Source organism: Synechococcus sp. RC10B2, from assembly GCF_047502635.1.
In genome coordinates, this window is record NZ_JANSHO010000011.1 from 1 (window position 1) to 22,812 (window position 22,812).

At 60.5% G+C, this 22,812-nt stretch carries 25 protein-coding genes; 12 read left to right on the forward strand and 13 right to left on the reverse strand.

The annotated features are described in order from the left end of the window. Positions 1 to 350 precede the first annotated feature (350 nt). The 3 genes from NW855_RS01730 to NW855_RS01740 all read left to right on the forward strand — a co-directional run bounded on the left by NW855_RS01730 (position 351) and on the right by NW855_RS01740 (position 2,994). Positions 351 to 566, forward strand: coding sequence for a DUF2949 domain-containing protein (locus NW855_RS01730; RefSeq protein ID WP_041438447.1), 216 nt, complete (start codon positions 351 to 353; stop codon positions 564 to 566). Next, positions 547 to 1,641, forward strand: a complete 1,095-nt coding sequence (gene mazG / locus NW855_RS01735) for a nucleoside triphosphate pyrophosphohydrolase (protein WP_414402469.1) — start codon at positions 547 to 549, stop codon at positions 1,639 to 1,641. Before NW855_RS01730 ends, mazG begins: the two co-directional genes overlap by 20 nt. 135 nt (positions 1,642 to 1,776) lie before the next feature. Then, positions 1,777 to 2,994, forward strand: coding sequence for an RNA-guided endonuclease InsQ/TnpB family protein (locus NW855_RS01740; protein ID WP_414402468.1), 1,218 nt, complete (start codon positions 1,777 to 1,779; stop codon positions 2,992 to 2,994). On the opposite strand, the gene NW855_RS01745 is transcribed toward NW855_RS01740, so the two are convergent. The 4 genes from NW855_RS01745 to NW855_RS01760 form a co-directional block, all read right to left on the reverse strand. Continuing rightward, positions 2,981 to 3,373, reverse strand: coding sequence for a hypothetical protein (locus NW855_RS01745; RefSeq protein WP_143596971.1), 393 nt, complete (start codon positions 3,371 to 3,373; stop codon positions 2,981 to 2,983). The two genes, NW855_RS01740 and NW855_RS01745, sit on opposite strands and share 14 nt — an antisense overlap. A 578-nt stretch (positions 3,374 to 3,951) precedes the next feature. Beyond that, positions 3,952 to 4,770 carry a tetratricopeptide repeat protein gene (locus NW855_RS01750; RefSeq protein WP_011430823.1) on the reverse strand — a complete coding sequence of 273 codons (819 nt, stop codon included), beginning with the start codon at positions 4,768 to 4,770 and terminating at the stop codon, positions 3,952 to 3,954. Between the two features lie 60 nt (positions 4,771 to 4,830). Beyond that, positions 4,831 to 5,808, reverse strand: a complete 978-nt coding sequence (locus NW855_RS01755) for a PspA/IM30 family protein (RefSeq protein WP_011430822.1) — start codon at positions 5,806 to 5,808, stop codon at positions 4,831 to 4,833. A 310-nt stretch (positions 5,809 to 6,118) separates the two neighbouring features. Further along, positions 6,119 to 6,937, reverse strand: coding sequence for a hypothetical protein (locus tag NW855_RS01760; RefSeq protein WP_011430821.1), 819 nt, complete (start codon positions 6,935 to 6,937; stop codon positions 6,119 to 6,121). Between the two features lie 103 nt (positions 6,938 to 7,040). Here NW855_RS01760 and NW855_RS01765 point away from each other — a divergent pair, with 103 nt between their 5' ends. Together NW855_RS01765 and NW855_RS01770 are read left to right on the forward strand one after the other, a co-directional pair. Beyond that, entirely contained in the window at positions 7,041 to 8,303 is a 1,263-nt protein-coding gene (locus NW855_RS01765; RefSeq protein ID WP_011430820.1) for a class I SAM-dependent methyltransferase, read from the forward strand. 134 nt (positions 8,304 to 8,437) lie between these two features. Next, positions 8,438 to 9,928, forward strand: coding sequence for an Ig-like domain-containing protein (locus tag NW855_RS01770; protein ID WP_011430817.1), 1,491 nt, complete (start codon positions 8,438 to 8,440; stop codon positions 9,926 to 9,928). Positions 9,929 to 9,995: 67 nt separating this feature from the next. On the opposite strand, the gene NW855_RS01775 is transcribed toward NW855_RS01770, so the two are convergent. The 7 genes from NW855_RS01775 to NW855_RS01805 all read right to left on the reverse strand — a co-directional run bounded on the left by NW855_RS01775 (position 9,996) and on the right by NW855_RS01805 (position 13,700). Beyond that, complete coding sequence (locus NW855_RS01775) at positions 9,996 to 10,256, reverse strand: SemiSWEET family sugar transporter (RefSeq protein WP_041438445.1); 261 nt, start codon at positions 10,254 to 10,256, stop codon at positions 9,996 to 9,998. Further along, entirely contained in the window at positions 10,253 to 11,428 is a 1,176-nt protein-coding gene (locus tag NW855_RS01780; RefSeq protein ID WP_049749829.1) for a class I SAM-dependent methyltransferase, read from the reverse strand. The genes NW855_RS01775 and NW855_RS01780 overlap by 4 nt, the downstream gene beginning before the upstream one ends. A 62-nt stretch (positions 11,429 to 11,490) precedes the next feature. Beyond that, positions 11,491 to 11,664, reverse strand: a complete 174-nt coding sequence (locus tag NW855_RS01785; RefSeq protein WP_011430814.1) for a hypothetical protein — start codon at positions 11,662 to 11,664, stop codon at positions 11,491 to 11,493. A 47-nt stretch (positions 11,665 to 11,711) separates the two neighbouring features. Next, the gene (locus tag NW855_RS01790) at positions 11,712 to 12,257 is read right to left on the reverse strand and encodes an NAD(P)H-quinone oxidoreductase subunit J (protein ID WP_011430813.1); all 546 of its coding nucleotides are present in this window, start codon (positions 12,255 to 12,257) and stop codon (positions 11,712 to 11,714) included. A 1-nt stretch (position 12,258) separates the two neighbouring features. Beyond that, positions 12,259 to 12,999 (reverse strand): NADH dehydrogenase subunit K, encoded by a 741-nt coding sequence (locus NW855_RS01795; protein WP_414402467.1) that lies wholly within the window; start codon positions 12,997 to 12,999, stop codon positions 12,259 to 12,261. After that, a complete protein-coding gene (ndhC, locus tag NW855_RS01800) occupies positions 12,990 to 13,352 on the reverse strand; it encodes a photosynthetic/respiratory NAD(P)H-quinone oxidoreductase subunit C (protein WP_011430811.1) in 363 nt (120 codons plus the stop codon). Before ndhC ends, NW855_RS01795 begins: the two co-directional genes overlap by 10 nt. 84 nt (positions 13,353 to 13,436) lie before the next feature. Next, positions 13,437 to 13,700: a hypothetical protein gene (locus NW855_RS01805; RefSeq protein ID WP_414402466.1), complete on the reverse strand. Its 264-nt coding sequence runs from the start codon at positions 13,698 to 13,700 to the stop codon at positions 13,437 to 13,439. Between the two features lie 159 nt (positions 13,701 to 13,859). Here NW855_RS01805 and NW855_RS01810 point away from each other — a divergent pair, with 159 nt between their 5' ends. The 3 genes from NW855_RS01810 to NW855_RS01820 all read left to right on the forward strand — a co-directional run bounded on the left by NW855_RS01810 (position 13,860) and on the right by NW855_RS01820 (position 16,085). Next, positions 13,860 to 14,516, forward strand: coding sequence for an XRE family transcriptional regulator (locus tag NW855_RS01810; RefSeq protein ID WP_011430809.1), 657 nt, complete (start codon positions 13,860 to 13,862; stop codon positions 14,514 to 14,516). Positions 14,517 to 14,667: 151 nt separating this feature from the next. Then, positions 14,668 to 15,480 (forward strand): OmpA family protein, encoded by an 813-nt coding sequence (locus NW855_RS01815; protein WP_228375265.1) that lies wholly within the window; start codon positions 14,668 to 14,670, stop codon positions 15,478 to 15,480. Between the two features lie 119 nt (positions 15,481 to 15,599). After that, positions 15,600 to 16,085 carry an ATP-binding protein gene (locus NW855_RS01820; RefSeq protein ID WP_011430807.1) on the forward strand — a complete coding sequence of 162 codons (486 nt, stop codon included), beginning with the start codon at positions 15,600 to 15,602 and terminating at the stop codon, positions 16,083 to 16,085. On the opposite strand, the gene NW855_RS01825 is transcribed toward NW855_RS01820, so the two are convergent. Together NW855_RS01825 and murA are read right to left on the reverse strand one after the other, a co-directional pair. Next, the gene (locus NW855_RS01825; protein ID WP_414402465.1) at positions 16,082 to 17,212 is read right to left on the reverse strand and encodes a geranylgeranyl reductase family protein; all 1,131 of its coding nucleotides are present in this window, start codon (positions 17,210 to 17,212) and stop codon (positions 16,082 to 16,084) included. The two genes, NW855_RS01820 and NW855_RS01825, sit on opposite strands and share 4 nt — an antisense overlap. A 121-nt stretch (positions 17,213 to 17,333) precedes the next feature. Continuing rightward, on the reverse strand, positions 17,334 to 18,686 hold the full coding sequence (gene murA / locus NW855_RS01830) for a UDP-N-acetylglucosamine 1-carboxyvinyltransferase (protein ID WP_240527895.1): 1,353 nt from the start codon (positions 18,684 to 18,686) through the stop codon (positions 17,334 to 17,336). Positions 18,687 to 19,123: 437 nt separating this feature from the next. On the opposite strand from murA, the gene NW855_RS01835 reads away from it, so the two are divergent. The 4 genes from NW855_RS01835 to NW855_RS01850 all read left to right on the forward strand — a co-directional run bounded on the left by NW855_RS01835 (position 19,124) and on the right by NW855_RS01850 (position 22,599). Further along, positions 19,124 to 19,777 (forward strand): DUF3386 domain-containing protein, encoded by a 654-nt coding sequence (locus NW855_RS01835; protein WP_011430804.1) that lies wholly within the window; start codon positions 19,124 to 19,126, stop codon positions 19,775 to 19,777. A gap of 119 nt (positions 19,778 to 19,896) precedes the next feature. Continuing rightward, on the forward strand, positions 19,897 to 21,159 hold the full coding sequence (locus NW855_RS01840; RefSeq protein ID WP_414508288.1) for an N-acetyltransferase family protein: 1,263 nt from the start codon (positions 19,897 to 19,899) through the stop codon (positions 21,157 to 21,159). A gap of 27 nt (positions 21,160 to 21,186) precedes the next feature. Continuing rightward, positions 21,187 to 21,804: an Npun_F5749 family FMN-dependent PPOX-type flavoprotein gene (locus NW855_RS01845; protein ID WP_011430802.1), complete on the forward strand. Its 618-nt coding sequence runs from the start codon at positions 21,187 to 21,189 to the stop codon at positions 21,802 to 21,804. 231 nt (positions 21,805 to 22,035) lie between these two features. Then, entirely contained in the window at positions 22,036 to 22,599 is a 564-nt protein-coding gene (locus tag NW855_RS01850) for a hypothetical protein (protein ID WP_099813029.1), read from the forward strand. Positions 22,600 to 22,812: the final 213 nt, after the last annotated feature.

A 22,812-nucleotide genomic window follows, 5' to 3' on the forward strand; every position in this document is an offset into this window, starting at 1 on the left:
CTCTCCTTCCTCTTGAATACCTGTACCCTATTTTAAATTAAAAGGCTGTACTTTTCGTCGGGGAAAGAGAATCGGCTCATCAGGGCACTGTCAATCGGCAGCGAGCTTGCTATTATACATTGACCTCACTGAATCCATTTTTTGTGCTCTTGGATACAGAGATCCCATCTGTCCCGGTAACGGGAGGGATCGCCTGGCGGAGCTGCGCTCGGCAAACCTGGCTTACTGCCTCTTGGCTTAGTTGCCGGCCAGATCTTTGCGGAAGCTCTGTAAGAGTGTTAAGAATGATTACACTAGTCTGTCATCCTCTCAGTTTTCCCACTTGTCCTTCTCAGCGCTGTGAAACGACTATGCTAGATCCCATTCCCCCTCCTGTCCTTGAAGAATACCTGTTGGAAGCGGGCATCATTGACCGCTCGCAGCTGAGCTTGGCCAAAAAGCTGCAGCATCGCCAGCAGGGGCCGCTGCTGATGATCCTTTTGGAGCTGAGTTTCATCGATCTCGAGCAGCTCAGGCGCCTTCTGGATTTGGGCCGCACCTACGACCATGCTCCAAACGCTGGATAGCCTTGAGCCCGATTGGCAACAGCATCTGGCCCGCTGGTCTGCGGCTGGGCAGGGATCCCTGCTGCTGAAAAGTTGCGGGAAGAAGGATCCGGCGGAGCTGCGTCGTTTTTTACAGCAGGTCTGCGCCCCTGTCCAAGCGTTGACCTTGCTCACAGAAGACTTGCAGATAGTGGGCGGCCCCCTGACGCTGCAAAGCTGGGATCCGCGGGCCACAGGCTCTTTTGCCCATCTTTATCTGGAGCGCTCTGCGTCTGCACAGCACCTCAGCCGCTTGGCGGCAATTGTGGCTCAGTTGCGCGCCCCCGACGGCTGTCCTTGGGATCGCGCCCAAACGCCTGAGTCGCTCACTCCCTATATCCTCGAAGAAGCCTACGAGACGGTGGCGGCCATTCGGGCCGGGGATCCGGCAGCGATTGCCGAAGAGCTGGGGGATCTGTTGCTGCAGGTGGTGTTGCAATCCCAGATCTTTGCCGAGCGAAACCACTTCGACCTGGAAACTGTAGCCGCGCGGATTGCCGATAAGCTGATCCGCCGTCACCCCCATGTATTTGGGGAGGCTCCGCAGTCAGATAGTTCCAGCCTTTCTGAGTTGCACCGCTCCTGGGAAGACATCAAGCAGAAGGAACAGCCGCAGCAAACCCTCGGCCAGAAACTGCTCCACTACGCCGAAAGTTTGCCCCCCCTGATGGCCGCCCTGAAGATCTCCCAAAAGGTGGTGGGAGCAGGATTTGAGTGGCCGACGGTGGAGGGGATCTGGGCCAAGGTGCGCGAGGAAGAGGCCGAACTGCGCCGAGAGCTGGAACGGGATCCCCCTGACCCGGCGCGACAAGAAGCCGAGTTGGGGGATCTGCTGTTTGCTCTGGTCAATTTGGGCCGTTGGTATGGGCTGGATGCCGCACAGGCCTTGACCCAAACCAACCTGCGCTTTGCCTGCCGCTTTTTGCGCCTGGAAGAGCTGGCGCGGCAACCAGCAGAAGCGGCATTGCCTAGCAGCGGCCAAGCCTCCCCTCTCCAAAGACTCACCCTCGCGGAGTTAGAGGCCCTCTGGCAACAGGCAAAGCAGGAGCACCCCTAATCCCTTCATCTAGAAACCGCAGGAGACCCGCCCTGTACCCCCCTATATCCCCTCCGTATACGGGGGGAGTGGGGGGCCGGGGGCCGGGCCGGTCAGGGCTGGGAGGAATGCGTTCCCATAAGGTACAGTAACAGTATGACCCAAACCCTGACTATCTCCTGCAAGCTCAAGGTGTCTGAGGCGCAGGCCGCCAAGTTGGATGCGACTCTGGACGCCTTTGCGCAGGCACTGAACTGGGTCAACCAAAGCACACCAGAGAAAGTCGTTAACGCAGTCAAACTCCATTCCCTTTGCTATTACGAGATACGCGCTCGCTTTGGGTTATCCAGTAATCTGGCGGGGCAGGTATGCAGGCGGGTGGCGGGGTCGCGCAAGGTTGCCAAGCAAAAGAACCGTCCAGTCAAGGCGTTCAAGGCGGGCTTCGTCACCTACGATGCCCGCATCTTCTCGTTCCGTGAAAAAGACTGGACGGTATCGCTAACTACGGTTGAGGGGCAGGAACGGTTTGAGCTGGCCATGGGTAACTACCAACGGGGCATGCTGGCCGGCACCCACCCAAAAGCGGCCACCCTGGTCAAACGGCAGGACGGTTCCTACTACATCCAGATTTGCGTCGAGCATGACCTGCCGGAGCCCCAGAACACCCCCAAGGCGATTGGAGTGGACTTGGGCAGAACAGATATTGCACACACCTCAGAGGGGGATAACTGGAGTGGACAGCAGTTGAGCCGGGTCAGAGACCACTACTCCCGGTTGAGAGCGGTTCTCCAACGCAAGGCCAGTAAGGGCACAAGGTCTAGTCGGCGGCGGTGCCGGCAGCTCTTGCAACGGTTGTCTGGCCGGGAGAGACGCTTCCAAACCTGGGTTAATCACTGCATCTCCAAAGCGATTGTGTCGAGGGTGCAGGCAACCCACAGCTTTATTGCCTTGGAAGACCTGACCGGGATCCGGGAGCGTGTCAACCAACAGCCGCGTAGCAAGACGGAGCGCCGGCGGTCGAATAGTTGGGCGTTCTACCAGTTGCGGCAGTTTGTGCAGTACAAGGCAGCAAGAGCAGGGATCCGGGTTGTGTTGGTGCCGCCTGCCTACAGCTCACAGACCTGCCACCAGTGCCTGTGGATTGGGCAACGGGAAAGGAAGCGCTTCCGTTGTGTCAACCCGGCTTGTGGTTGGGAAGGGGACGCAGACTACAACGGGGCAAATGTAATTGCGCTTTTGGGGGCTGCTGTAAACCAGCCCCCCTCAATCCCCCCGCCCCCCTGCCCCCCGTATACGGGGGGCGGTCGGAGCCGGGTAGTTTACTTATGTTCTGAACCGGGAGACCTGCCCGCGGGATCCCTCAGCGATTGTTAGGCAAATTCTGGATGGGAACGACCAGCTCTTGCACAGGCAGAGCCAGCGGTTGGGCGGTGTCGCCGATCAAGGAGCTGGATGGCACAGGAGGAGAAGAGGCTGGAACCTCGCCGACGGGGCGCAGTTGCCAGCGGATGATCTGCTCGCCGCGGTAAAAGGTCACCAGCAACTGATCCCCTTGCGGTTGGATCTGCCAGGTGCCGTCGCCGCTGGTAACCGAAATCTGCCCGCCGGAAAAGGGCGCATCCAACGCCGGCCCCGACTGCGTCCAAATGCGTCCGCCACCGGTTTCCAGAACCAGTTGCACCGTGGCCCCTTGCCCCTGACCGCTCAAGATCTGGCCAGTGCCACTCCAAACTTGGGTCTCTGTCTGAGCCACGGCGGGCTGCCCAAGCTGTAGAGCCATGAGCAACAGCCCTGCCCAGCTCCCCTGAGCTCGTAGTGCCCTCCTCCAACCAGGAGAGAGGAAAGAATAGCGAGAGAAAAAGGCCATTGCACTCACGTCAGTACCACACGCCGCGATAGAACTGAAACACAGCAGAGCGGGAGGAAGCTCGAGGAAGCAATTTTTTACACTGTCCCTCTCACAGTCTATCGAAACCGTCGGGATCCCTTCGCGTTCTCTTGGGCTTGGGTTGAGCTGGCTGCCGGGATCCTCAGTTGTCCTGATCCCAATTTAGGCAATCCCCGCCCCCCCAGACAGGCTGCAACCTGAGCCTCTGGCTGCGGGGATCCCTAGCAACCGCTTCGCCAATGCGCAGAGCCAAGTCCGAAACCATAACTCAAAGATGGCAATGTTGTTATTTCGATTTAGACTGAGGCACTGCGCCCGCCCCGTTTCCTCTTTTGAGGGAGTCGTGGGGGCTTTTCCTTTCTAGGATCGATGTCTCCTCTCAATTGAGATGAGATTAAGAATTGCTGCGATCCAGAGTTGCAGGGGAGTCTGCTGACAGCTCTTCAACGCAGAGAAAGGAAGCGCTCCAGGGCTGCCACCATCGCCGGTGGCCAACGACGGACGGTTTTCACCCACTCCAGGTCGGCATAGCGGGGATCCAGCCCTTGCACAGCCACCCATTGGCTTTCTGCTTCTCCCTGCCGGCCTTGCACCCAAAGAACAGCGCTGAGGGCAGCCCGCATATCCGGGAACTTCGGGTACTTGCGCACCAAAGCCCGCATCAGGCGCAAGGCAGCTTCCGTTTCTCCCACCTGATAAAGGCAGAGGGCGTAGTTGGCCTGGGCAAAGGCGTAGTCAGGAGCCAGCTCCGTGGCGCGACGGTAATCGGCCAGGGCCTGCTGCCACTCTCCCAGCGCTGCCTCGGCATTGCCCCGGTTGTTGTAGGCTGCCGCATCGTTGGGATCCAACTGCAACACCCGCTCGTAATCGGCAATGGCCTCCTGCCAGCGCCCTAGCCCCTCCAAAGCCGTCCCCCGATTTAGATAGGGATCTGGTGCGTTGGGAGCCAGGCGAATGGCCTCAGCATAGTCCTCCAAAGCCTCCTGCAAGCGGTTCTGGCTGACGCGGGCGTTGCCTCGGTTGCTCCACAGGGCCGGGTTGTCGGGCTGGCGCTGCAACAATTGGCTCCAAAAGGCCTCTGCCCGGGCAAAATCTCCCCGGTTGGTGGCAGCAAAGGCTTCCTCAAACAGCCGGTCAATCTCAGGATCGATCTTGGCACTCGCCGCCGCTGCCCCATTCGCTGACTCAGATCCAAGGGGGATCCCAAGCCAAAGCAGCACCAACAGCAGGGCAGCTAAAAGAGGGGATACTCTTGCCTTCATCGCCATTGCCAGTTGGCTCACTAGGTAGATGCTCCCCCATCTTAAGCCGCCGCCCCAGGCTTAGTTGTTCATCTCCCGTTCCAGCTTGGCCAGCGCGATCTGGCTTTCCAGGCGAGAAATGCCTTCGCGGAGGGTTGCCGCCTGCGCTTCAACTTCATCCAAAGATTTGCGAACCGCCTCTGCAGCACTCATGTGTTGGTTCCGCTGCACCAAAGCCTGGCGCGCCAGCTCGTCCTGGTCATGTTGGCTGGCCTTTTGGGCTCTGACAAACCAATCCTCGGCCTTTTGCAGCAGTTGATCGTACTGCCGTTCCAGTTGCTTGCGGCTGGCCAGCGTTGTGGCCAGGCTGCGCTGCAGTTGTTTGAGATCCCGCTCCATCTGGCGGATGCTCACCCTCTGCCGGCTGGGCTTTCTCCACAGCAGCTTGCTCAAGCCCACCATCACCACCGCGGTGGCAATGCCCACGCCCGCAGCCGCTGCCGGGTTTTCCCGCAGGAAGGAGCCGTCCAAAACGTTGGATCCCGCAAAGGCTGAGGTTTGCGCGGCTGTCTCCCGAAACTCCCAGGGCATCACCGGATTGCGTTGCTGCCAAAAACCTCGTCGCGCCGCCTGGGCCAATTCTTGAGCTTCCAAGTAGCGCTCCCGGTTGGCCCCGTACAAAAAGCGCTCATAAACCACCGCCTGCCCCTGGCGCAACATCTCCAAATTCACCAAACCCTCGGCGTTGTACACCTGGGCAATGTGCAGCCCTTCTGGCGTGACGTAGAGAGTATCCACCTGCACCAGGGATCCCGGCGGCAGCAGGCTTTGCAAAGCTTCCTGCGAGAGCCGCCCCCAGCGCCCTTGCGTCAGCTCTGGGGCATCCACATAGGCAAGACGAAAACGGGTTGGCCTGCCGTTCAAGTCTGCCCAAAAGGTGTCCCCATCCACCACCGACCGTACTCGCGCTGTCCCAGAAGATTGGGCCGCTGCAGGGAGGACAAACCAACTGCCCGAAAGGACAGCCGCCATCATCAGGAGAGAAGTTCTTGAGGCCATGGGGATCACTCCTATTGTGCAGAACAACAAAAGTTAAGAAATAATAAGAAATGGGGAAGCTGCGGGAACTTACCGAAAGCCTGGAGCGTCTTCACGAACCGGAAGCAAGAACGATAGCCGCCCCTTCTTCGAGGAGAGGCAGCGGGAGCAACACTTCGCTTGCGCCAGAGAGAGCAGATTCTCTGACGCAGGGATCGGTCCTGTGAAGAAGACGGCTTCCAGGATGACAATTTGGGTTAGAGTTTAGCTCACCTCTTGGGGCAACGTCACAACCCTAGAGCGCAATCTTTGCCCAGTTAGGGGATTGGAATTACAGGCGCAAGCGGTAGGGCTCTTCCTCGGGAAAATCGGGCAGAGGAGGTGGGAGAATCTCGATCTCGCCGGTGGGCAGCGTCCGCAGCACCGTCCCCAATTGGGTCAGTTGTTCCAGAACAAACTGGCGGGTATCCCGGTCGCTGGTGGCATTGAACACGCTCAGCCAGACATCGAAGCGGGAACGGCGGCTGAGGGGGCTGCGGGCGATGTTGTCCCCCAGTTGGCGAAAGTCGTCGCCGGGCAGGCCCACCTGTTCCCGCCAGGCGGCAGCTTGGTAGTAGTCGCGGCGGCCCGCTTCCGCATCCCCCAAAAACATGAAGTTGATCAAGGCGCGATCCACGTAGAGCCGCCAGGCGTCGGGATTGTTTTGGGGGTTAAACTGCTGCAGGCCGCGATCCAAAATCTCGACAGCTTTTTCCGGCTGGCCGGCCCGATAGGCCAACACCAAGCTAGACAGCCGGTAGCCCAAGAAAAAGTTGGGATCCAGTCGCAGCATGTGGTCGAAGTACTCGTAGGCGAGGCCGTAGCCGGTTTGGGCACGAGCAGGGGCGTCGCCGTAGTACTGGATCAGCTCCAGCCACAGCCAGGAGGCGCCCAGGTTGCGGTAGCCCAGCCAGCCCAGGGTGGTGGCCAGGGCGATGTTGCGGTTTTTGCGGGCCTCGGCATTTTCCAGGGCCTCTAGGTTGATCCGCTCCAGCATCGGCACCTGCAGCCGCACCACCAGGATCCCGCACAGCAGCGCCCCGCCCACGGCGGCCAGGGTGCCTGCCAGGGAGAAACGGGAGCGGCGACGGGGCAAAGCAGCAGCAGTCATAGCCAGTTCTGAGCGGATCCCTCAACGGCTACACTCAATCATAAATTCATCCTGCCTTTGCATCGACCGCTCTCTCGCTCTCTGTTGAGCTTTTCCTCTGCGTATGACCAGATCCGCCCTCTCGGCTGCAGACCGGGCCCTCAGCCTCTACGAGGCTCTGCCCTACCCCAACGTGCCCCTCTCGCAGTCGGCCCGCAATGCCCTGGGGGAGATGTTCAAGATGAGCTATACCACCGCCCAGTACCTACGCACCCACGCCCTCGTCCCGTCCGAGGGCAAGGTGATGCTCAACGCCGGCTGTGGCTCCGGCTGGGAGACGCTGATGATGGCGGAGGCCAATCCGGGCGCCCAGATCGTGGCCTGTGATCTGTCGCCGGCTTCGGTCAAGCTCACCGAGGAACGCCTGCGGCACCACGGCTTCACCGATGTCCAGTGCTACGTCCTCAACGTGCTGGAGCTGGATCGCCTGGGGATCCAGTTCGATTTCATCAGCCTGAACGATGTTTTGTATTTGTTGGCGGATCCCACTGAGGGCTTGCGGGCGATGAAAAAAGTCCTCAAGCCCGAGGGCATCATTCGCGCCAATCTCCACAGCCGCCGCCAACGCCAGGTGTTTCTCCGCCTGCAGGCAGCTTTGCAAAAGGTGGGGCAATTCGACGTCCCGCCGGCGGTGGGGGCGCAACATGTGCGGGAGTTCATGGGATCCCTGCAGGAAGAGGTGGCCAAGGCGGTGCTGTGGAACCCGGCCAGCTATACCGAAGATGCCGCCATCATGAACAACTATCTGCTCTCCAACGACAAGGGATTCACGATCCCCGAGGTGTTTGGCATGTTGCAGCAGGCGGGGTTGGGCTTTTTAAGCCTGGTGGATATGCCCGACTGGTCGCTGGAGTCTCTCTTTAAGCAAGTGCCGGAGTTTGTGCGGCAACGGCTGGAAACCCTCAGCGTCATGGAGCGGCTGCACCTCTACGAGCTGATCCGGCCTGCCCATCGCCTCATCGACTTTTGGGCCGAGCACGCCGGCTCTTCCCTGGTGCTACCTTGGACGGATGCAGATTGGTTGGCGGGATCCGTGCAATTCAACCCCCTGCTGATGGACAACGCTCGCTTCCACCAGGAGTACAACAAGGCCCTGCAAGAGAACTGCACCTACGAAATGCAGTGGACAGGGGCCACCCACGGGCGGATCCGCATCCCTGCCGAGAAGGTGAAATGGCTGGCCCCGCTGCTGCAGGGGCCAACTCCGGTGGCAAAGCTGATTCAGCGGGTCGTCGAGTTGGGATCCCTGACGGAAGAACAGGCAACTGACGAGGTGCTGACCTTCCTGACGGCGTTGGAAGACTTTCTATTCGTCATGCTGCAGTAGAGCCGTTTTCCCGTTCCCGACCAATCCCAACTCCCCTCTCCCTCTGGGAGAGGGGTTGGGGGTGAGGGCAGTGGCGCGGAGTGCCTGGGAAGTGTCTTAATCTGGTTTGAGAGGTCGAAAACTGTACGACTCGGATGTCTGCCTGGCCGGCACGTCGCTTCTATGCAGCTCTGCAGCGAGGGCTGACCCAGCCCCTGGATCGCTGGGTGGCCGGGATCACCCTCTGCAACTTGGCGGTTGGGGTGATCTTATTTTTGCTGGGCAACCACACGGCCCCCTATGTGCGGGACTTTAACTGGCAACAGCAGCGGGTGGGATCCCAGGAACTGCAGATGGTGCTGACCTTCAACCGCCCTATGGATGCGGACAGCGTTGCGGCCAACCTGGAGATCCAGCCGCCTCTGCCGGGCCGGATGCGCAAGCTGGGCCGCCGCTTTTTTTGGACGCTGACAGAGCCGGCCCCCTACGGCCAGACCTACCGGGTGCGCCTGCAGGCAGCCGTGGATGAGCGGGGCCAGCCCATGGCGCGGCCTTTTGAGGGCGAGTTTCGCACGCCGGATCGGCAGTTGTTGGGGATCGGCACGGAAGCAGACCAACGGGGGCGGCTGTTGCTCTTTAACCTGGAGACGGGATCCACCACTTTGCTGACGCCGGCGGGGCTGAAGGTTACCCAGATGCAGCCCAGCGCCGATGGCCGCTTCGTCTACTACTTTGCCACCGCCAGCACCATCCAGCAGCAGGATCTCTACCGCCTGGATCTGGAGGATCTGTCTTCCCGGTTGCTGCTGGACCACCAGGGCTACCAAAACCTGCGCTTCCAGGTCTCGCCGACGGGGGAGCTGGTGGTAGCGGAGCGGATCCCCCTGCAACGGGATCCCCTGGCTCCCGTCCAGACGGAACTGTGGATCCAGAAAAGGAGCCGGGATCCCTTTGAGCGGCTGGATCTGGATACGGCTTTGGGGGGAGACTTTTTCATCAGCCCTGATGAGAGCAGCCTGCTCATCTCCCAGGGGCAGGGGGTGGGGATTGTGCCCTTGCAGCCGCGGGCGGCAGCGGAGAGCTTTTTGGCCCAGTTCGGCCAAACCTTGGCCATCCGTCCCGATGGGGCTTTCGGGGCTTTGCTGCGCTTCAATCCCGACTACACCCGCAGCCTCTTTATCGTCAGCAATACCGGCACCAGCGAGGAGATTTGGGTTACCGAGGGATCCGTAACCAAAGGAGCTTTTTCGCCGAGGGCACCCGTCTTTTACGGCTTGGTCAGCGAGGCCGAGTTTGTTGGTGAGGGCGCGTTGGCATCTCTGGCCTACACCGAGTCCCCCCGCTTGCTGGCAGTGGTGTTCGGCAGCGGCGGCGCGGCCCCGGCGGGCAAGACCGTAGAGGTGGGGCGGGCCGACTATCCCTTTGAGCTGGACTTCAGCCTTTCCCCTGACGGCCGCCTGTTGGCCTACACGCTTTTGGAGCCCTTGCAAGAGGAGATCCCGGATCCCTGGGCCCCCTTTAGCCGCACTGGGCAAGCGATCCGCAGCGGGCAAGTGTGGCTGGTGGACTTGCAAGATGGGCTGCCGATCCCCAACAGCCGTCGCCGCCTGCCGCTGAGCAGCAGCGCACTGGCCTGGATCCCTTAGTCAGGAGGAGTTCTAGGCAAGCAAGGCCTAAAACCCAGGCCAGATGCAGAGCAACTCCCCTCTCCCCCTAGCGAGCCGAGGTTCTCAGTTTGGTTAGGATAATCACTCCCACCAGCGCCAGGGTTACCGTGTTGGCAAGCAGGATGACCGCATCTTGGCGCAACAGGCCGTACAGATCCCACATCAGGATCCCTGCCCCAAACAGCAGCAGGTAGCTCCAAGAAAAATCGTCCGCCTTTTGGCTATGCCAAGTTTTCCAGGCTTGCGGGAAGAAACTGGCAGTGGTCAGAGCAGCAGCCGATAGGCCCACCCAAAAGGTGAGGTTCATAAGTGTAGCTCCGGCTCGACAAAGCCCTGCAGCGGCTGGGCCGCTTCCGCCTCGCTCAAGCCCTTGGCCTGCAGCAACACCCCAAAGCTCCCCAACCCCAGCGGATCCAGCAGAGCGTGAAGGGCATGTCGCCGTTGCAACACCTGGCCCAGATCCCCCCCCTCGTCGCCAACTTGGCCGAGGGCGGCCAGCCTTTCCGCCAATCCCAGGTTCACCAAAAAGCAGCTCTGCTGGGTGAAGCCCAGGCACTTGAGCCCCAGAGACTCCCCCACCTGCTGCAAGGTGGTAAAGTCCACGTGGGCAGTGAGATCTTGGGATCCCACCCAGACATAGGGATCCGCGTAGGTGCCGTGTTGGCGGTAGGCCAGGAGCGTGCCCTGGAAGCGCTGGGGGCTGTAGTAGCGCTGGGCGGTGTGGCCGTAGTCAAGGGTGAGCACGTAGCCCCGCCGCAGCTTGCGGGCCAGAAGCTGGAGCCACTCTAGGGCCTTGAGGTTGACCTCCGTTTGGTAGCCGGAGGGATAGGTGGCAATCGGGATCCCCAGGCGGGCAAAGTACGCTTCCAGCGCGGGCGTAGAGAGATCCCCTAACACTTCTCGGAAGCCCTCCCCCTCCGCCCAATCCACGTAGATTTCTCGCAAGGCCCCCGCCTGCACCTGCACCCGATGGACTGGGAAGGCGTCCACCAGCTCGTTGGAAAAAAAACAGCCGGTTACCGAACCATCTGGGATCTCGTCCCACTCTAGCCAGCGCACCTTCTCGCCATAGCCGGCCAAGCGCTCCTGCTGTAGCCGCCGCAAAAAAGCAGAGCGCTCGAGGATCCCGTACTCCAGGGCTTGCCAGAAGTCGGGCCAATTGGAGCACACATAGGCCAGCCAATCTTCGGCCAGGCGCCCGCTGCCCGCCCCCATCTCAATCACCGCAAAATGGGGAGGGGATCCCAAAATGTGCCAGAACTGGAAGATCTGCTCAGCCAACAGTTGGGCAAAATCCGCCGCCAAGTGAGGGGAGGTGCGATAGTCCCAGCCGAGGGGGAGATGCTCCCGCTCGTAGTAACCCAGACCTGGCTCGTAGAGGGCCCACTCCATGAACTGGGCAAAGGTCACGGGTCCTCGGGCGCGAATGCGGCTGCCGATCAGCTCTGGCAACCTCCGGTCGGCCTGCGAGGGCGACAAGGGCAAATCCGGATTGCCCAAGCCTAAGTCTTGCCTAGAAGGGCTTACCAATGGGGATAGACTCACTTGTTCAAGGGACGACGCCAATTTTGGCGAAACTGGCGGTTGGTCAAGAGCAGCAGTGGCCAGAGGGCCGACACCGCCCACTTTCCAGAGCCTGAGTAGATGCGATCCGCCTTGCGGGCTGAGTACCAAACTCCCCCTGCGTAGATTGCCAAGAGCAAAAAAGGCCACATTTCTCTCACGTCCTGCGAACGCTGCTCAGCCGGTTAAGGGATCCCCCCTAGTAAGCGTCCTGCAACTCATAGAAGTCAGGCGTGATATAGTCCTTGCGCAGCGGCCACCCAATCCAGTCTTCCGGCATCAAGATCCGCTTCAAGTTGGGGTGTCCCTCAAAGATGATGCCGTACATGTCATAGGTCTCCCGCTCCTGCCAGTCCGCCGACTTCCAGATCCAGTACACCGAGGGCACCCGCGGATCTTGGCGGGGCAGCTTCACCTGAACCCGCACCTCCTGCGGCCGATCTGCCCCGTCCGCCAGTTTGATCAGGTGATAGAGGCTGACCAGGGGTTGCCCTGCCCCCAGGTCGTAGCCGCACTGGCACTCCAGGTAATTGAAGCCGTAGGCATAGAGGGCAGTACACACAGGCAAGAGAAAATCCCGCTCCACCTCCAGCAGCTCCACCCCGGCGGCATCTCTGCCCAGGTACTGATGGTCAAAGCCGTTATCGGCGAGGAACTGGGAAACCGGCCCCCGTTCCAGCGTCGCCAACGGCTCTGTCGGCTCGGCTGTCGAGGACGGCTTTTGCTGGGCTTTGTCCTCTGTCATCTCACATCCCTCCCCGCAAAGCTTTGAGCTGCTGTTCCGCCTGCTTGAAGTCGGCAGTCTGCAAGGCCGGAGGCACCGGCAGGCCAATAGCCGCCGCCAGTTCCGGTGGAGGAGCTTGGCGGGTCTCGCTCTCCAGATACTTGCCGGTGATGATCTCCGGCACCGGCTTGAGGTTGTGCTTGACCGTGTAGTAGCGGTGGGTTTGTTGCAGGCGGCCCCGCTCCCGCATGTCTTCGGCGGCGATCTTCTTGCGCAGCTTGACAATAGCATCCATGATCGCCTCCGGACGCGGCGGGCAGCCGGGAATGTACACGTCCACAGGGATCAGCTTGTCCACCCCTCGCACCGCCGTGTAGGAATCGGAGCTGAACATGCCGCCGCTAATGGTACAGGCCCCCATGGCGATCACGTACTTCGGCTCAGCCATTTGTTGGTAGAGCTTGACCAACGCTGGGGCCATTTTCATAGTGACCGTGCCCGCCGTGATGATCAAATCAGCCGTGCGCGGCGAAGTCCGAGGCAACAGGCCAAAGCGGTCGAAATCGAAGCGGGAGCCCAGCATGGCTGCAAACTCGATAAAGCAGCAGGCGGTGCCATAGAGCAGCGGCCAGAGGCTGGACATCTTGGCCCAGTTGTAGAGGTCGTTTACCGTTGTGAGAATAACATTGTTGGAAAGATCCGTAGTAACTTGCGGAGGAGAGGCCGGAAACAAAACTTCCGGCTCCTTAGAGGTCATGACCATTCCAGCGCTCCTTTTCTCCAAGCGTACACAAGGCCCACCACAAGGATGGCGATGAAAATCAGGGCCTCCACAAAGGCCAGCAGTCCCAAGCGATGAAAGGCCACCGCCCAGGGATAGAGGAACACGGTCTCCACGTCGAAGATCACGAAGACCAGGGCGAACATGTAGTAGCGGATGTTGAACTGGATCCAGGCCTGGCCAAACGGCTCCATCCCCGACTCATAGGTGCTGCGGCGCAGGGATCCCCGCCGCTTTGGGGCCAAGAGCGCAGAAGCTCCCAGAGCCAAGACCGGCAGCAGAGCGCAGACGATCAGAAAGACCAGCAAATACTCGTAGCCGGATAAGACAAACACGACGCCAGACCGCCTCAGGTGCTCAACATTTAGATACGTTTTCAGTATAGAGCCAGTCTGCCGCCTCCCGGCGCTGCCCGATCTTTAGTTCTGCTGATGGTCTCGATTGCGGGAGTGGCGTTTCTCCAGCCAACCCCACACCCCACTCAGCAGGGCTCCAGCTATCAGGATCCCCAGTGCCGGCTGGAACAAAGGCAACCACAGCCGCAGCCAAAGTTTGTAGCCCAGCGGGATCCCGATGAAAGCTCCCGTTACCGAGAAGACAAACCAGACAAACCCGGCAAACACCAGAAAGACCAGGGCAATGAGAAAATGATCCAGCCAGCGTTTCCAGTCTGAGACGGTCATAGGGAGCAAGCCAGAGCAGGTGAAGTCTCTCAGATCCTACTACTGGAAACCCTGCCCTCTTCCCTCCAACCCAGCATAAGCCCCTGCCCCTCACGAGGGTTGACTTGTCAACAGGTAGTGGTAGAAATTTAGTTGTACACAACCCGTAGCGTTAAGCCGATGTCCACCTCCTCTGATTCCTCCTTTGCCGACCGTTTGCGACAGGTGATCGGCGATGAGGCCATTTATGCGTTTGGGCGGCGGGCCGGCATTAGCGATACAGCCTTGCGCAGTTACCTCAAGGGATCCGTGCCCGGCATCGACAAGGCCGTGAAAATTGCCCAGGTGGGGGGGGTGAGTCTCAGTTGGCTGATTACGGGGGAGGGATCCCCGCGGCTGGAGGCTGGCGACGCCAAAACGGAGTATGTATACGTGCCTCTGGTGGATGTGGTCGCCTCGGCAGGGGCGGGGGCGCTGGTGCGGGAAGAGTCCATCGAGTCGGTGCTAGCTTTTGAGCGTAACTGGCTACGGGCCCATCTGAAGGGGAACCCGGATGGGCTCAGTTTGATTCGGGTGCAAGGGGACAGCATGTCTCCCACCTTGGAAGATGGCGACTGGATCTTTGTCGAACGGCAAAAAGAGCTGGGGGGTGAGGGCATCTACGTCTTTCAGAGGGATGGCGAGCTGTGGGTCAAACGGCTGCAACGCCTGTCAGGATCCCGAGTAAAAGTTATCAGCGACAACCCTCGCTTCCCGTCTTTTGTGGTCGATTGTGCGGATCCCGTCAACGGCCTGATCCTCATAGGACGCTATCGGGGCCGTCTCAGCTTCGACTAGGCTTTTGCCGAGGATGGCGGGAAGGGGTAGCCTGAGCAGCCCCTAATCCCCTTGGCAAGCTGCGGTCGCCGGATAGGATCGACTCTAGGCGTTGAGTTGAGCCCGGTTTTCGCTCCTCGCCTGCGCCCATCTAGCCAGAGGTTTGCCTGCGATGCCCCGCCCATCGGAACGTGCAACGGTCTTTCTCAATCTCTCGAGTGGGATCCTCCTGGTCGGCAGCGGCATCTGGGCGGGAATGGTGCTCCCGCAGCCGCTTCAGACCCAACCGCTGCCAGTTCCCCAGCCGCAGGCCAACACGCCGCCGCTCCTGCCCACCCTGTCTCCACCCCAGGCCAGTCTCCCAGCGGTGAGCCCAGATGCAGATTCACCAAAGGGGAATCCAAATCACGGCGGCTCCACGGATCTGGAAAGGGAGATTCGAGAACTCCGCCAGCAGGCCATCCAGCTTTTGATCCGCGTTGAAGAACTGGAGTCGCGGCTGCAACGGCTGTCTTCCCCAGCAGCGGCCCCTGAGCCGAGGCGAGAATCGGCCACCACTGCCGAGATCGCCCCGGAGGGAGCAAGCGTCCCTGCCCCCACCGCAACGCCGACCCCTACCTCTTTTCAGGTGGGAACCCGAACCATTAGCCTGCCGGGCGATCTGCTCTTCGACTTCGACAAGGCCGAGATTCGGCCTGAGGCGGCCTCCCTGTTAGCAGAAGTGGCCAAATCTTTGCGGGAAATGCCCGGCGCCCGCGTTCAAGTCAACGGCCACACCGACAACATCGGTTCCTTGAACTATAACCTCGACCTTTCCCTGCGCCGCGCCAACGCTGTGAAAGACTACTTAGCTAACCTGTTGCCGGAAGACCACCCCATCAGCTGGACAACCTCTGGCTTTGGCCCCACCCTGCCGGTGGCCGACAACGATACGGAGGAAGGGAGACAGCGAAACCGCCGCGTGGATCTCATCATCGCCCCCTAGTGGCCCCCCCCAAAGTTGGGGGTTGGCAGGCTTGAACAGCGCCTTAGTCTAGAATCAACTGGTCCGATCCCTGGTGAGGGCGAGGGCCCAGGCAACAGTCTGAGCTTTGGGGTTCGATTTTGAACGCGGCAGGGATCCCGTCGGGGGAAAAGCAGACCTTTGCGCTGAGAGTAGACACAACCCTGGATGCTCTCAGCCAAGTTTTGACGTGGTTTGAGTCTTTCCGCGACGCCGGCATTCCGGGCCCCATCTGGTTGGAATGCCAGTTGGCCTTGGCGGAGGGCTTTACCAACGCCGTTCGCCATGCCCACCGCACTTTGTCTCCCAGTACACCCATCGATATCGAGCTGGTTCTGATGCCCCAGGAGCTGGAGCTGCGCATCTGGGATCAAGGGCAGGAGTTCAACTTGGAGGAATTCTTCCAGAACCGAGCAGCCAGCAGGCCCCCCGACGCCGAGGTCGAATCCGAGGGGGGACGGGGTATTCGGCTGATGAAGGCTCTCTCCACCCACCTGAGCTATACTCGCCAGGCAGATGGCCGCAACTGCCTGCTGATCAGCAGGCGCTTCGACGATCCCGCCCCCCTCTCCCAGCGGCCGGCCTAGGCCAACAGGCCAGCGCTCAACTGGCGAATGGCCGAGCTGGCCACATCGCTGTAGCGCAGCTCACCGGCCAAGATCTGGCCCATGCGCCGAGTGGCTCCCGGTCGCTTGACGCCTACCCTGTAGCCGACGCCCGGAAAGCGGTAGAACAGCGCCGCGATCCGCTTGGCCCAACGCATCTCTGAGCCCCACTCCTGCTGCACGCGGGCGGAGTAGTTCGCCAGGGCTTCGGTATCTCCCGCCAGGGCTTGGTCGATGGCCCGCGCTGCCAGCATGCCAGTGAGGAGGGAGGGGCGGATCCCTTCGGCGGTAAACGGATCGACGACACAGGCAGCATCTCCCACCAGGAGGGCATTTTGGCTGTGCAGGGGTTGATCCCCCTCCCAAAGACAGATGGGATGGCCAAACTGCCTGACCGATTTCAAGTCCACACCAAAGCTTTGGGCATACTCGGCGGCGATTTCCCGCAAGTTTTGTTTTTCGCCACCCCGAAAGGTGCCTGCCCCGATGGAGTAGCCATCGGCTTTGGGGAAGTTCCAAATGTAGCCGTTGCTCACGGCGCCAAAGTCGAAATGGGCGGCTGCGGTTTTTGGCTCTGAGACGGGCACTTCTGCTTCCAGGGCGGCAGCCAGGCGGCGCTGCCGGTTTTGAAAGCCGAGCCACTTGGCCATCGAGCCTTTGGCCCCATCGGCCCCGATCACATACCGACCCCAGACCGGGCCGGTGGCTGTCATCACTTGCCAGCGGTCGCTCTGCCACTCAATGCCGGAGACGGGACATTCCGTCTGGAGTGCTGCCCCCTGCTTTTGCGCCTGCTGGATCAAGTAATGGTCGAAGACCTCCCGCCGCACCATCCATACCGGCTCTTTCAGATCCAGGTCGGCCACGACCGGATCCCCGCCCCGCCAGGTGTAGCGAATTTGCCGGATCTTCAGCGAAATGGCGGGACTGAAATCGAAGTCAAACCAGGCCGCCACCATGGGAGAAACGCCGCCGCCACAGGGTTTGTAGCGGGGCAAAGGATCCTTCTCCAAGACCAGCACTGAGCGCCCCCGCTTGGCCAGGTGATAGGCGGCCGAGCCGCCGGCAGGGCCAGCGCCGACGATGACACAGTCGTACACTTGGGACATGGCTCTCGATCCCCAACCCCTTCTCCCTGAATTTGGGCTGTCGGCTCCTAGCCTACCGCATCCTTTTTCCCTCAAGAAAACAAGGGGGAGGGGGCCGGCGGATCCCCCCAACGGCGTAGGCTCAAGTGGGCCAATTCTGCAATGGGATCCCCTTTCCATCAGCTTGTTCAGGCTGAGGGGTGGCCGGGATCCCTGCCGGGTTGTTACAGCGATACACCTTGGCCCCAACGCTGCGCAGCTTTTCATCGATAGCTTCGTAGCCGCGGTCGATGTAGTGGAGCCCGTGGATAGTAGAGCAGCCCTCAGCCGCCAGGCCAGCCAACACCAGAGCTGCCCCCGCCCGCAAGTCCGTGGCCACCACCGGCGCTCCCGACAGCGACGGCACCCCCCGGACAATGGCCACCCGGTTCTTGAGACGAATATCCGCCCCCATGCGGTTGAGCTCGGGAATGTGGTGCATGCGGTTTTCAAACACCGTCTCCTCGATGGTGCAACTGCCCTCGCTCAGGGCAGCCAAGGCCATGATCGGCGCCTGCACATCGGTGGGAAAACCTGGATAGGGCAAGGTTTGGATATCGGTTGCCTGGCAAAGCCAGCCCGAACTGAGTTGAGCCGGGGCAATGCGCAGCCGGTTGGGGCCTTCTTCCTCCACCCGCAGCCCCATGTCGCGCAGCTTGGCAATCACCGCTCGCAGGTGATCCGGGATAACAGGGCCAACCGTGAGTTCGGAGCGGGTGATGGCCCCGGCAATGAGGTAGGTGCTGGCCTCGATGCGGTCGGGAATGACCGTGTACTCGGTGCCGTGCAGGCGCGGCACCCCTACCACCACAACCGTATTGGTGCCCACGCCACGGATGCGGGCTCCCATCGCCTGACAAAAACGGGCCAAGTCGGCCACCTCCGGCTCTTGGGCAGCATTTTCAATCACCGTTTCCCCTTCGGCCAGCGTAGCGGCCATCATCAGCGTCTCGGTGGCGCCGACGCTGGGATAGTCAAGGTAGATGCGGGTTCCCACCAGCTTGCGGGCATAGGCATGAACCACGCCGTGCTCGATTTGAACCGTTGCCCCCAACGCTTGCAGGCCCCGCACATGCAGATCCACCGGACGCGAGCCGATGGCACAGCCGCCGGGCAGAGGAACTCTGGCCACTCCCAGCCGCGCCAGCAGCGGCCCGATGATGAAGAAGCTGGCCCGCAACTGGCTGACCAACTCGTAGGGCGCCTGGGAAGTTTTGAGGGAGCTGGCGTCCAGGTCAAGGGTATTGCCCACATGGGACACCTTAACCCCCAGGCTGGTCAGGATCTGCCCCATGCGTTCAATGTCCAGCAGGCGCGGCACGTTGTGAATTCGGCAAGCTGCAGGAGCCAAAAGGGATCCCGCCATGAGCGCCAAAGCTGAGTTTTTCGCGCCGCCGATGGGAATGTGGCCGCTCAAGGTCTGCTTGCCGACAATTTTCAGCACTGGCCCCATCATCTCCGGCGGGGCTGCCACTCTGGTCTGGGCCGGCGACAGGTTAGGCGCTAGGGATTCCGTCCTGCCGACGCGATTGTCAAAAAAATCTCTCAATCTTCCTCCTCACCCACCAAAAATAGAAAGGCTCTTTCCAGAGAATACTCCGGGGATCAAAGCAGCAACTAAACTTGCAGGCCAAAACTTAGGGTGACGAAGGAAGAGAAGCTCCAGTGGCTATGCCTCTATCCTAACAGCGGCGGATGGGCAATTAGCTATGTCAGCTCTTTGTGGCGCGAAAACCCCTGGCTGATCGCTGTGGGGAAGCAGGCCCTGGGCGTAGAGAGTATGTCAACAAACGCAGGTTCCTGCCGCGGGCGGCTAGGGGGATAGCCTGGCAGCAAGGGGCAGTATGATGGATGGTCATGAGAAGCGCTTGCCAGTAAGACAGGAGACACTCGATGACCGCGACCCAAGTTTCTGCCGAAGAGTTGTTTCGGGCCGCCTACGAAAATCGCTACACCTGGGATCCCGACTTTCCGGGCTACAGCGCCGAGGTCACCTACTGGGATGGGGAGCGCACTTTTGTGGGCCAGGTGCGAGTGGGGGCAGACCTAAAAGCGACGGTTACGGGCGTGGAGGATGAGGAAGCCCGGAAAGCCATTCACAATCAACTTTGGGAGATTGCCGTTCACCGGGTGCGCCGCAGCTTCGCCGAGACCCACGGGAACAACACTTTTCGCTATGGCCAGATCCTACCCGATGGCACCGTGGAGATCCTGGTGGGCGGCAAAGCCGAAGGGGATCGCTACCACGTGCGCGACAACCAAGTTACCATGGTGCATCGGCATATTCACGGTATGGTGGTTACTATTCACACCTTCAGCAGCCACGACACGGGCGAAGGCTACCTCTCCCACCGCTACGACTCCGTCTATCACGACGCCAAGACTGGCGAGCAGAAGGGTGGGCGCAGCCAATTTGAAGATCTCTACACCAAAGTGGGCAAGTACTATATCCTCTCGGAGCGGCGCATTCAAACAGAGACGGAAACCGGCCCTGTGGAAAAGCGCTTTACCTTCCGCAACCTGGCGTTGCTGGATGCGGGGGCCTGATTGGCCAAAGGCCAACGGAAAGCCCGATAATCTCATTTGTGGCAGCAACGCCCCCCTTAGATAGAAGAAGTGGGGGATCCTGAGCTATGCTTTGAGTATTCTCCCGCCCACACTTTGGCATGGACAACCCTGCGGAAAAGCCCAACCCGGATTCCAAAGCTCCTAAGGAGGCTCCCGAACTGATTCTCCGCCCGGCTCAACTGGGTGATCTGGAGGCGGTGGAGGAGATTTTGGCTCAAGCTTTTGATGAAGAGTACAGCGGCCGCTCGGTGGACATTCGTCGCCAGGTGCGGCGGCTGCGCCAGTGGTATGGCCCCCTGAAAACTTTGAGCCTGTTTCCCAACCGTTTTCAGCACATGTTTACGGTGCATGTGGCGGAGCTGGAGGGCAAAATCCAGGGGGTCATTCAAGTTTCTCCCTTTAATCATTCCCGCAGCACCTGGCGGGTGGATCACATTGCTGTGGTGCCCTCCGCCCGGCGGCAGGGAATCGGCTCTAAGTTGCTCAGACACTGCATGGAGCACTTTCGCGAGGCCCGCACCTGGATCTTGGAGGTGAACATCCACAACAAGGGGGCGATGGCCCTCTACCGCCACAACGGCTTCCAACCGCTGGCCCAGATTACCTACTGGTCGATCCGGCCCGAGATTCTGGCCGCCCTCAGCCAGCACGAGCCCATGCTGCCCAACTTGGTGCCGGTGACCAACCGGGATGCCTACGCCATTTACCAACTGGATACGGGATCCATGCCGGCCACCGTGCGCCAGGTATACGACCGCGACGTGAGCGATTTTCGCACCAGCCCGCTGGATTGGCTCCTAGATCAGGCCAAATGCGTCATCAGCCAAACGGAACGGGTGGAGATGTGTGTCTATGAGCCGGAGCGGAAAACTGCTATCGGCTATTTCAACCTGAAGTTGGATCGTACCGGGCAGCAGCCGCATGTGGCCAAGCTTACGGTTCACCCCGCCTACACCTGGCTCTATCCTGAGCTCATGGCCAAGATGGCCCGGCTCACCCAAGCCTATCCGCCGCAGGCTTTAGCTTTGGCCTCCACCGATTACCAGCCGGAACGGGAGGAATTTTTGCTCAAGCTGGGAGCCCGGGACGTGGAGCGGACGCTGTTGATGTCGCGCTCGGTGTGGCACAAGGTGCGAGAAGCTCGCTCCCCATGGTACAGCGAGTATCTCGCTCTGGTGCTCCAGAAATTGCCGGTGAAACAGCCGGTGCCGGAACGCTTCGAGGGGCTGGCAGAGGGCTGTCTGGAGCATCCCTTTCATTCCCTTCGCCCAACTGGTCTGGATTCCCATTCCGTTCGGCCGGAATCCTCACTAGGACAGGCCAGGGATCCGCAATCGGAAGCTCCTCCCCCTCCCGGCTAAAGTCTCGGCTGGCACCTGCGCACCCCTATGAACGAGTTGAAGGATAACCCGGCTGGGGATCCCTCTTGGCGGACGTTGCTGCAGGCGGCCTTGCACCGCAACCGCAGCGACGCGGGTGTGCGCTATTTGCAGTTGGCTACGGTGGATCCTTGGGGGCACCCGCGCAACCGCACGGTGGTCTTCCGGGGATTTTTGGGGGATACCGACCGCATTCAGTTGGCGGTGGACAGCCGCAGCGAGAAGATCTGCCAGATCGCCCACTGCCCACTGGCCCAGATCTGCTGGTACTTCTGTAAAACTCGCGAGCAATTTCGCATTGCCGGCACTCTCGAGGCCATCACCGCCGACCACCCGGATCCTCGGGCGCAGCAGCACCGACAACAGTTGTGGCAACAAATCTCGGAAAAAGGACGGCTGCTCTGGTTCTGGCCGGAACCTAAAGGCCCTCTTGCCCCACCCGAGGCTTTTGTTGAAGAGCTGCCCCCCGAAAAGGCATCTTTGCCACCGCCGACATTTGTCCTACTGCTGTTGGATCCAACGGAGGTGGATCACCTCCAGCTCAAGGGAGATGCGATCTATCCCCAGCGACGGACTCTGTATGAGCGCAGCCCGCAAGGGTGGAAATGCCGAGCGGTCAACCCCTAGAAGGATCCCAGCCGACTGCAGGTGGGAGGGGGGAGCGGTTTTCGCCTTCCGAGAGAAGGTTGAATGAATATTGAAGAACAGACAAGGATAGAGGTGTTAGCGTGGCTGAACAACCGTCCTATTCTGAGCGCGACGCCGCCTGCGGGCTGGATCTGCTCACCAATGGCGAGGTCACGGTCGCTCAGCTTCTTTCTCAATCCGGCATGTAGCACTCCTGGTTGCGGTAATCTGATGTCTGTTTCCATCCGCTCATTTCCTGCCTGTATCACCCAAGCTGTTGCCGCTCTTGTTGCCGGCGGGCCGCCGAAAGGGACCTTGCGGGGCAAGCTGCGCCAGAGATCCCTGGGGTTGGCTGCCGCTTTGGTTTGGGGTCTGGCTCTCGTTCGGGGGTTGGCAGCCCAGCCGATGTTAAAATCCCCACAAGGCTCCTTCGAGGGGAATGCAGCTCCTGTCCTGCCCTCAGAGTCTGCCTTCCCCACCTCCACCCGCACAGGAGCCTTTCGAGTCGGCAATCGCACCCCTCACCCGATTCGGCTGGTGATCTTGATGCGCAGCGGTGGACGGCTGCTCAACCCGGAAACGGCCCACTGGGACTTTGCGCCCGGAGAAGGGGGCAGCGAGGGGCTGGTGCTGAGTTTGGGCGAGGAGCCATTGCAGATCGGCCCCGGCGATATTGTGGTGGCTTTTACCCTGGATGGAACCGCTCGCTACTGGGGGCCGAACGTGGTGGGAGAGTCGCTGGCGCCCTTTTGGAATGAAGAGAGCGGCTTTTGGTCGATGATCCTGCAGCCTTAGAGGGCTCTGCGGGCGGCCTAGAAGCCCTTTTCAACCATTTTTGAAATTGCAGCCATTTGGGTTGGGGACAGGATGCTGTACCCATGGACAAATCTCTGCCCAGGGCAAGCCACAACCCTTAAGTCAGTTTAGACCTCCTCCCAACCCCGAAAGCAGCCCCAAGTCCGGCTTCGGCGCTTGGCCCCTGCCGTGGTACCCCTGGATCCTCTGCCT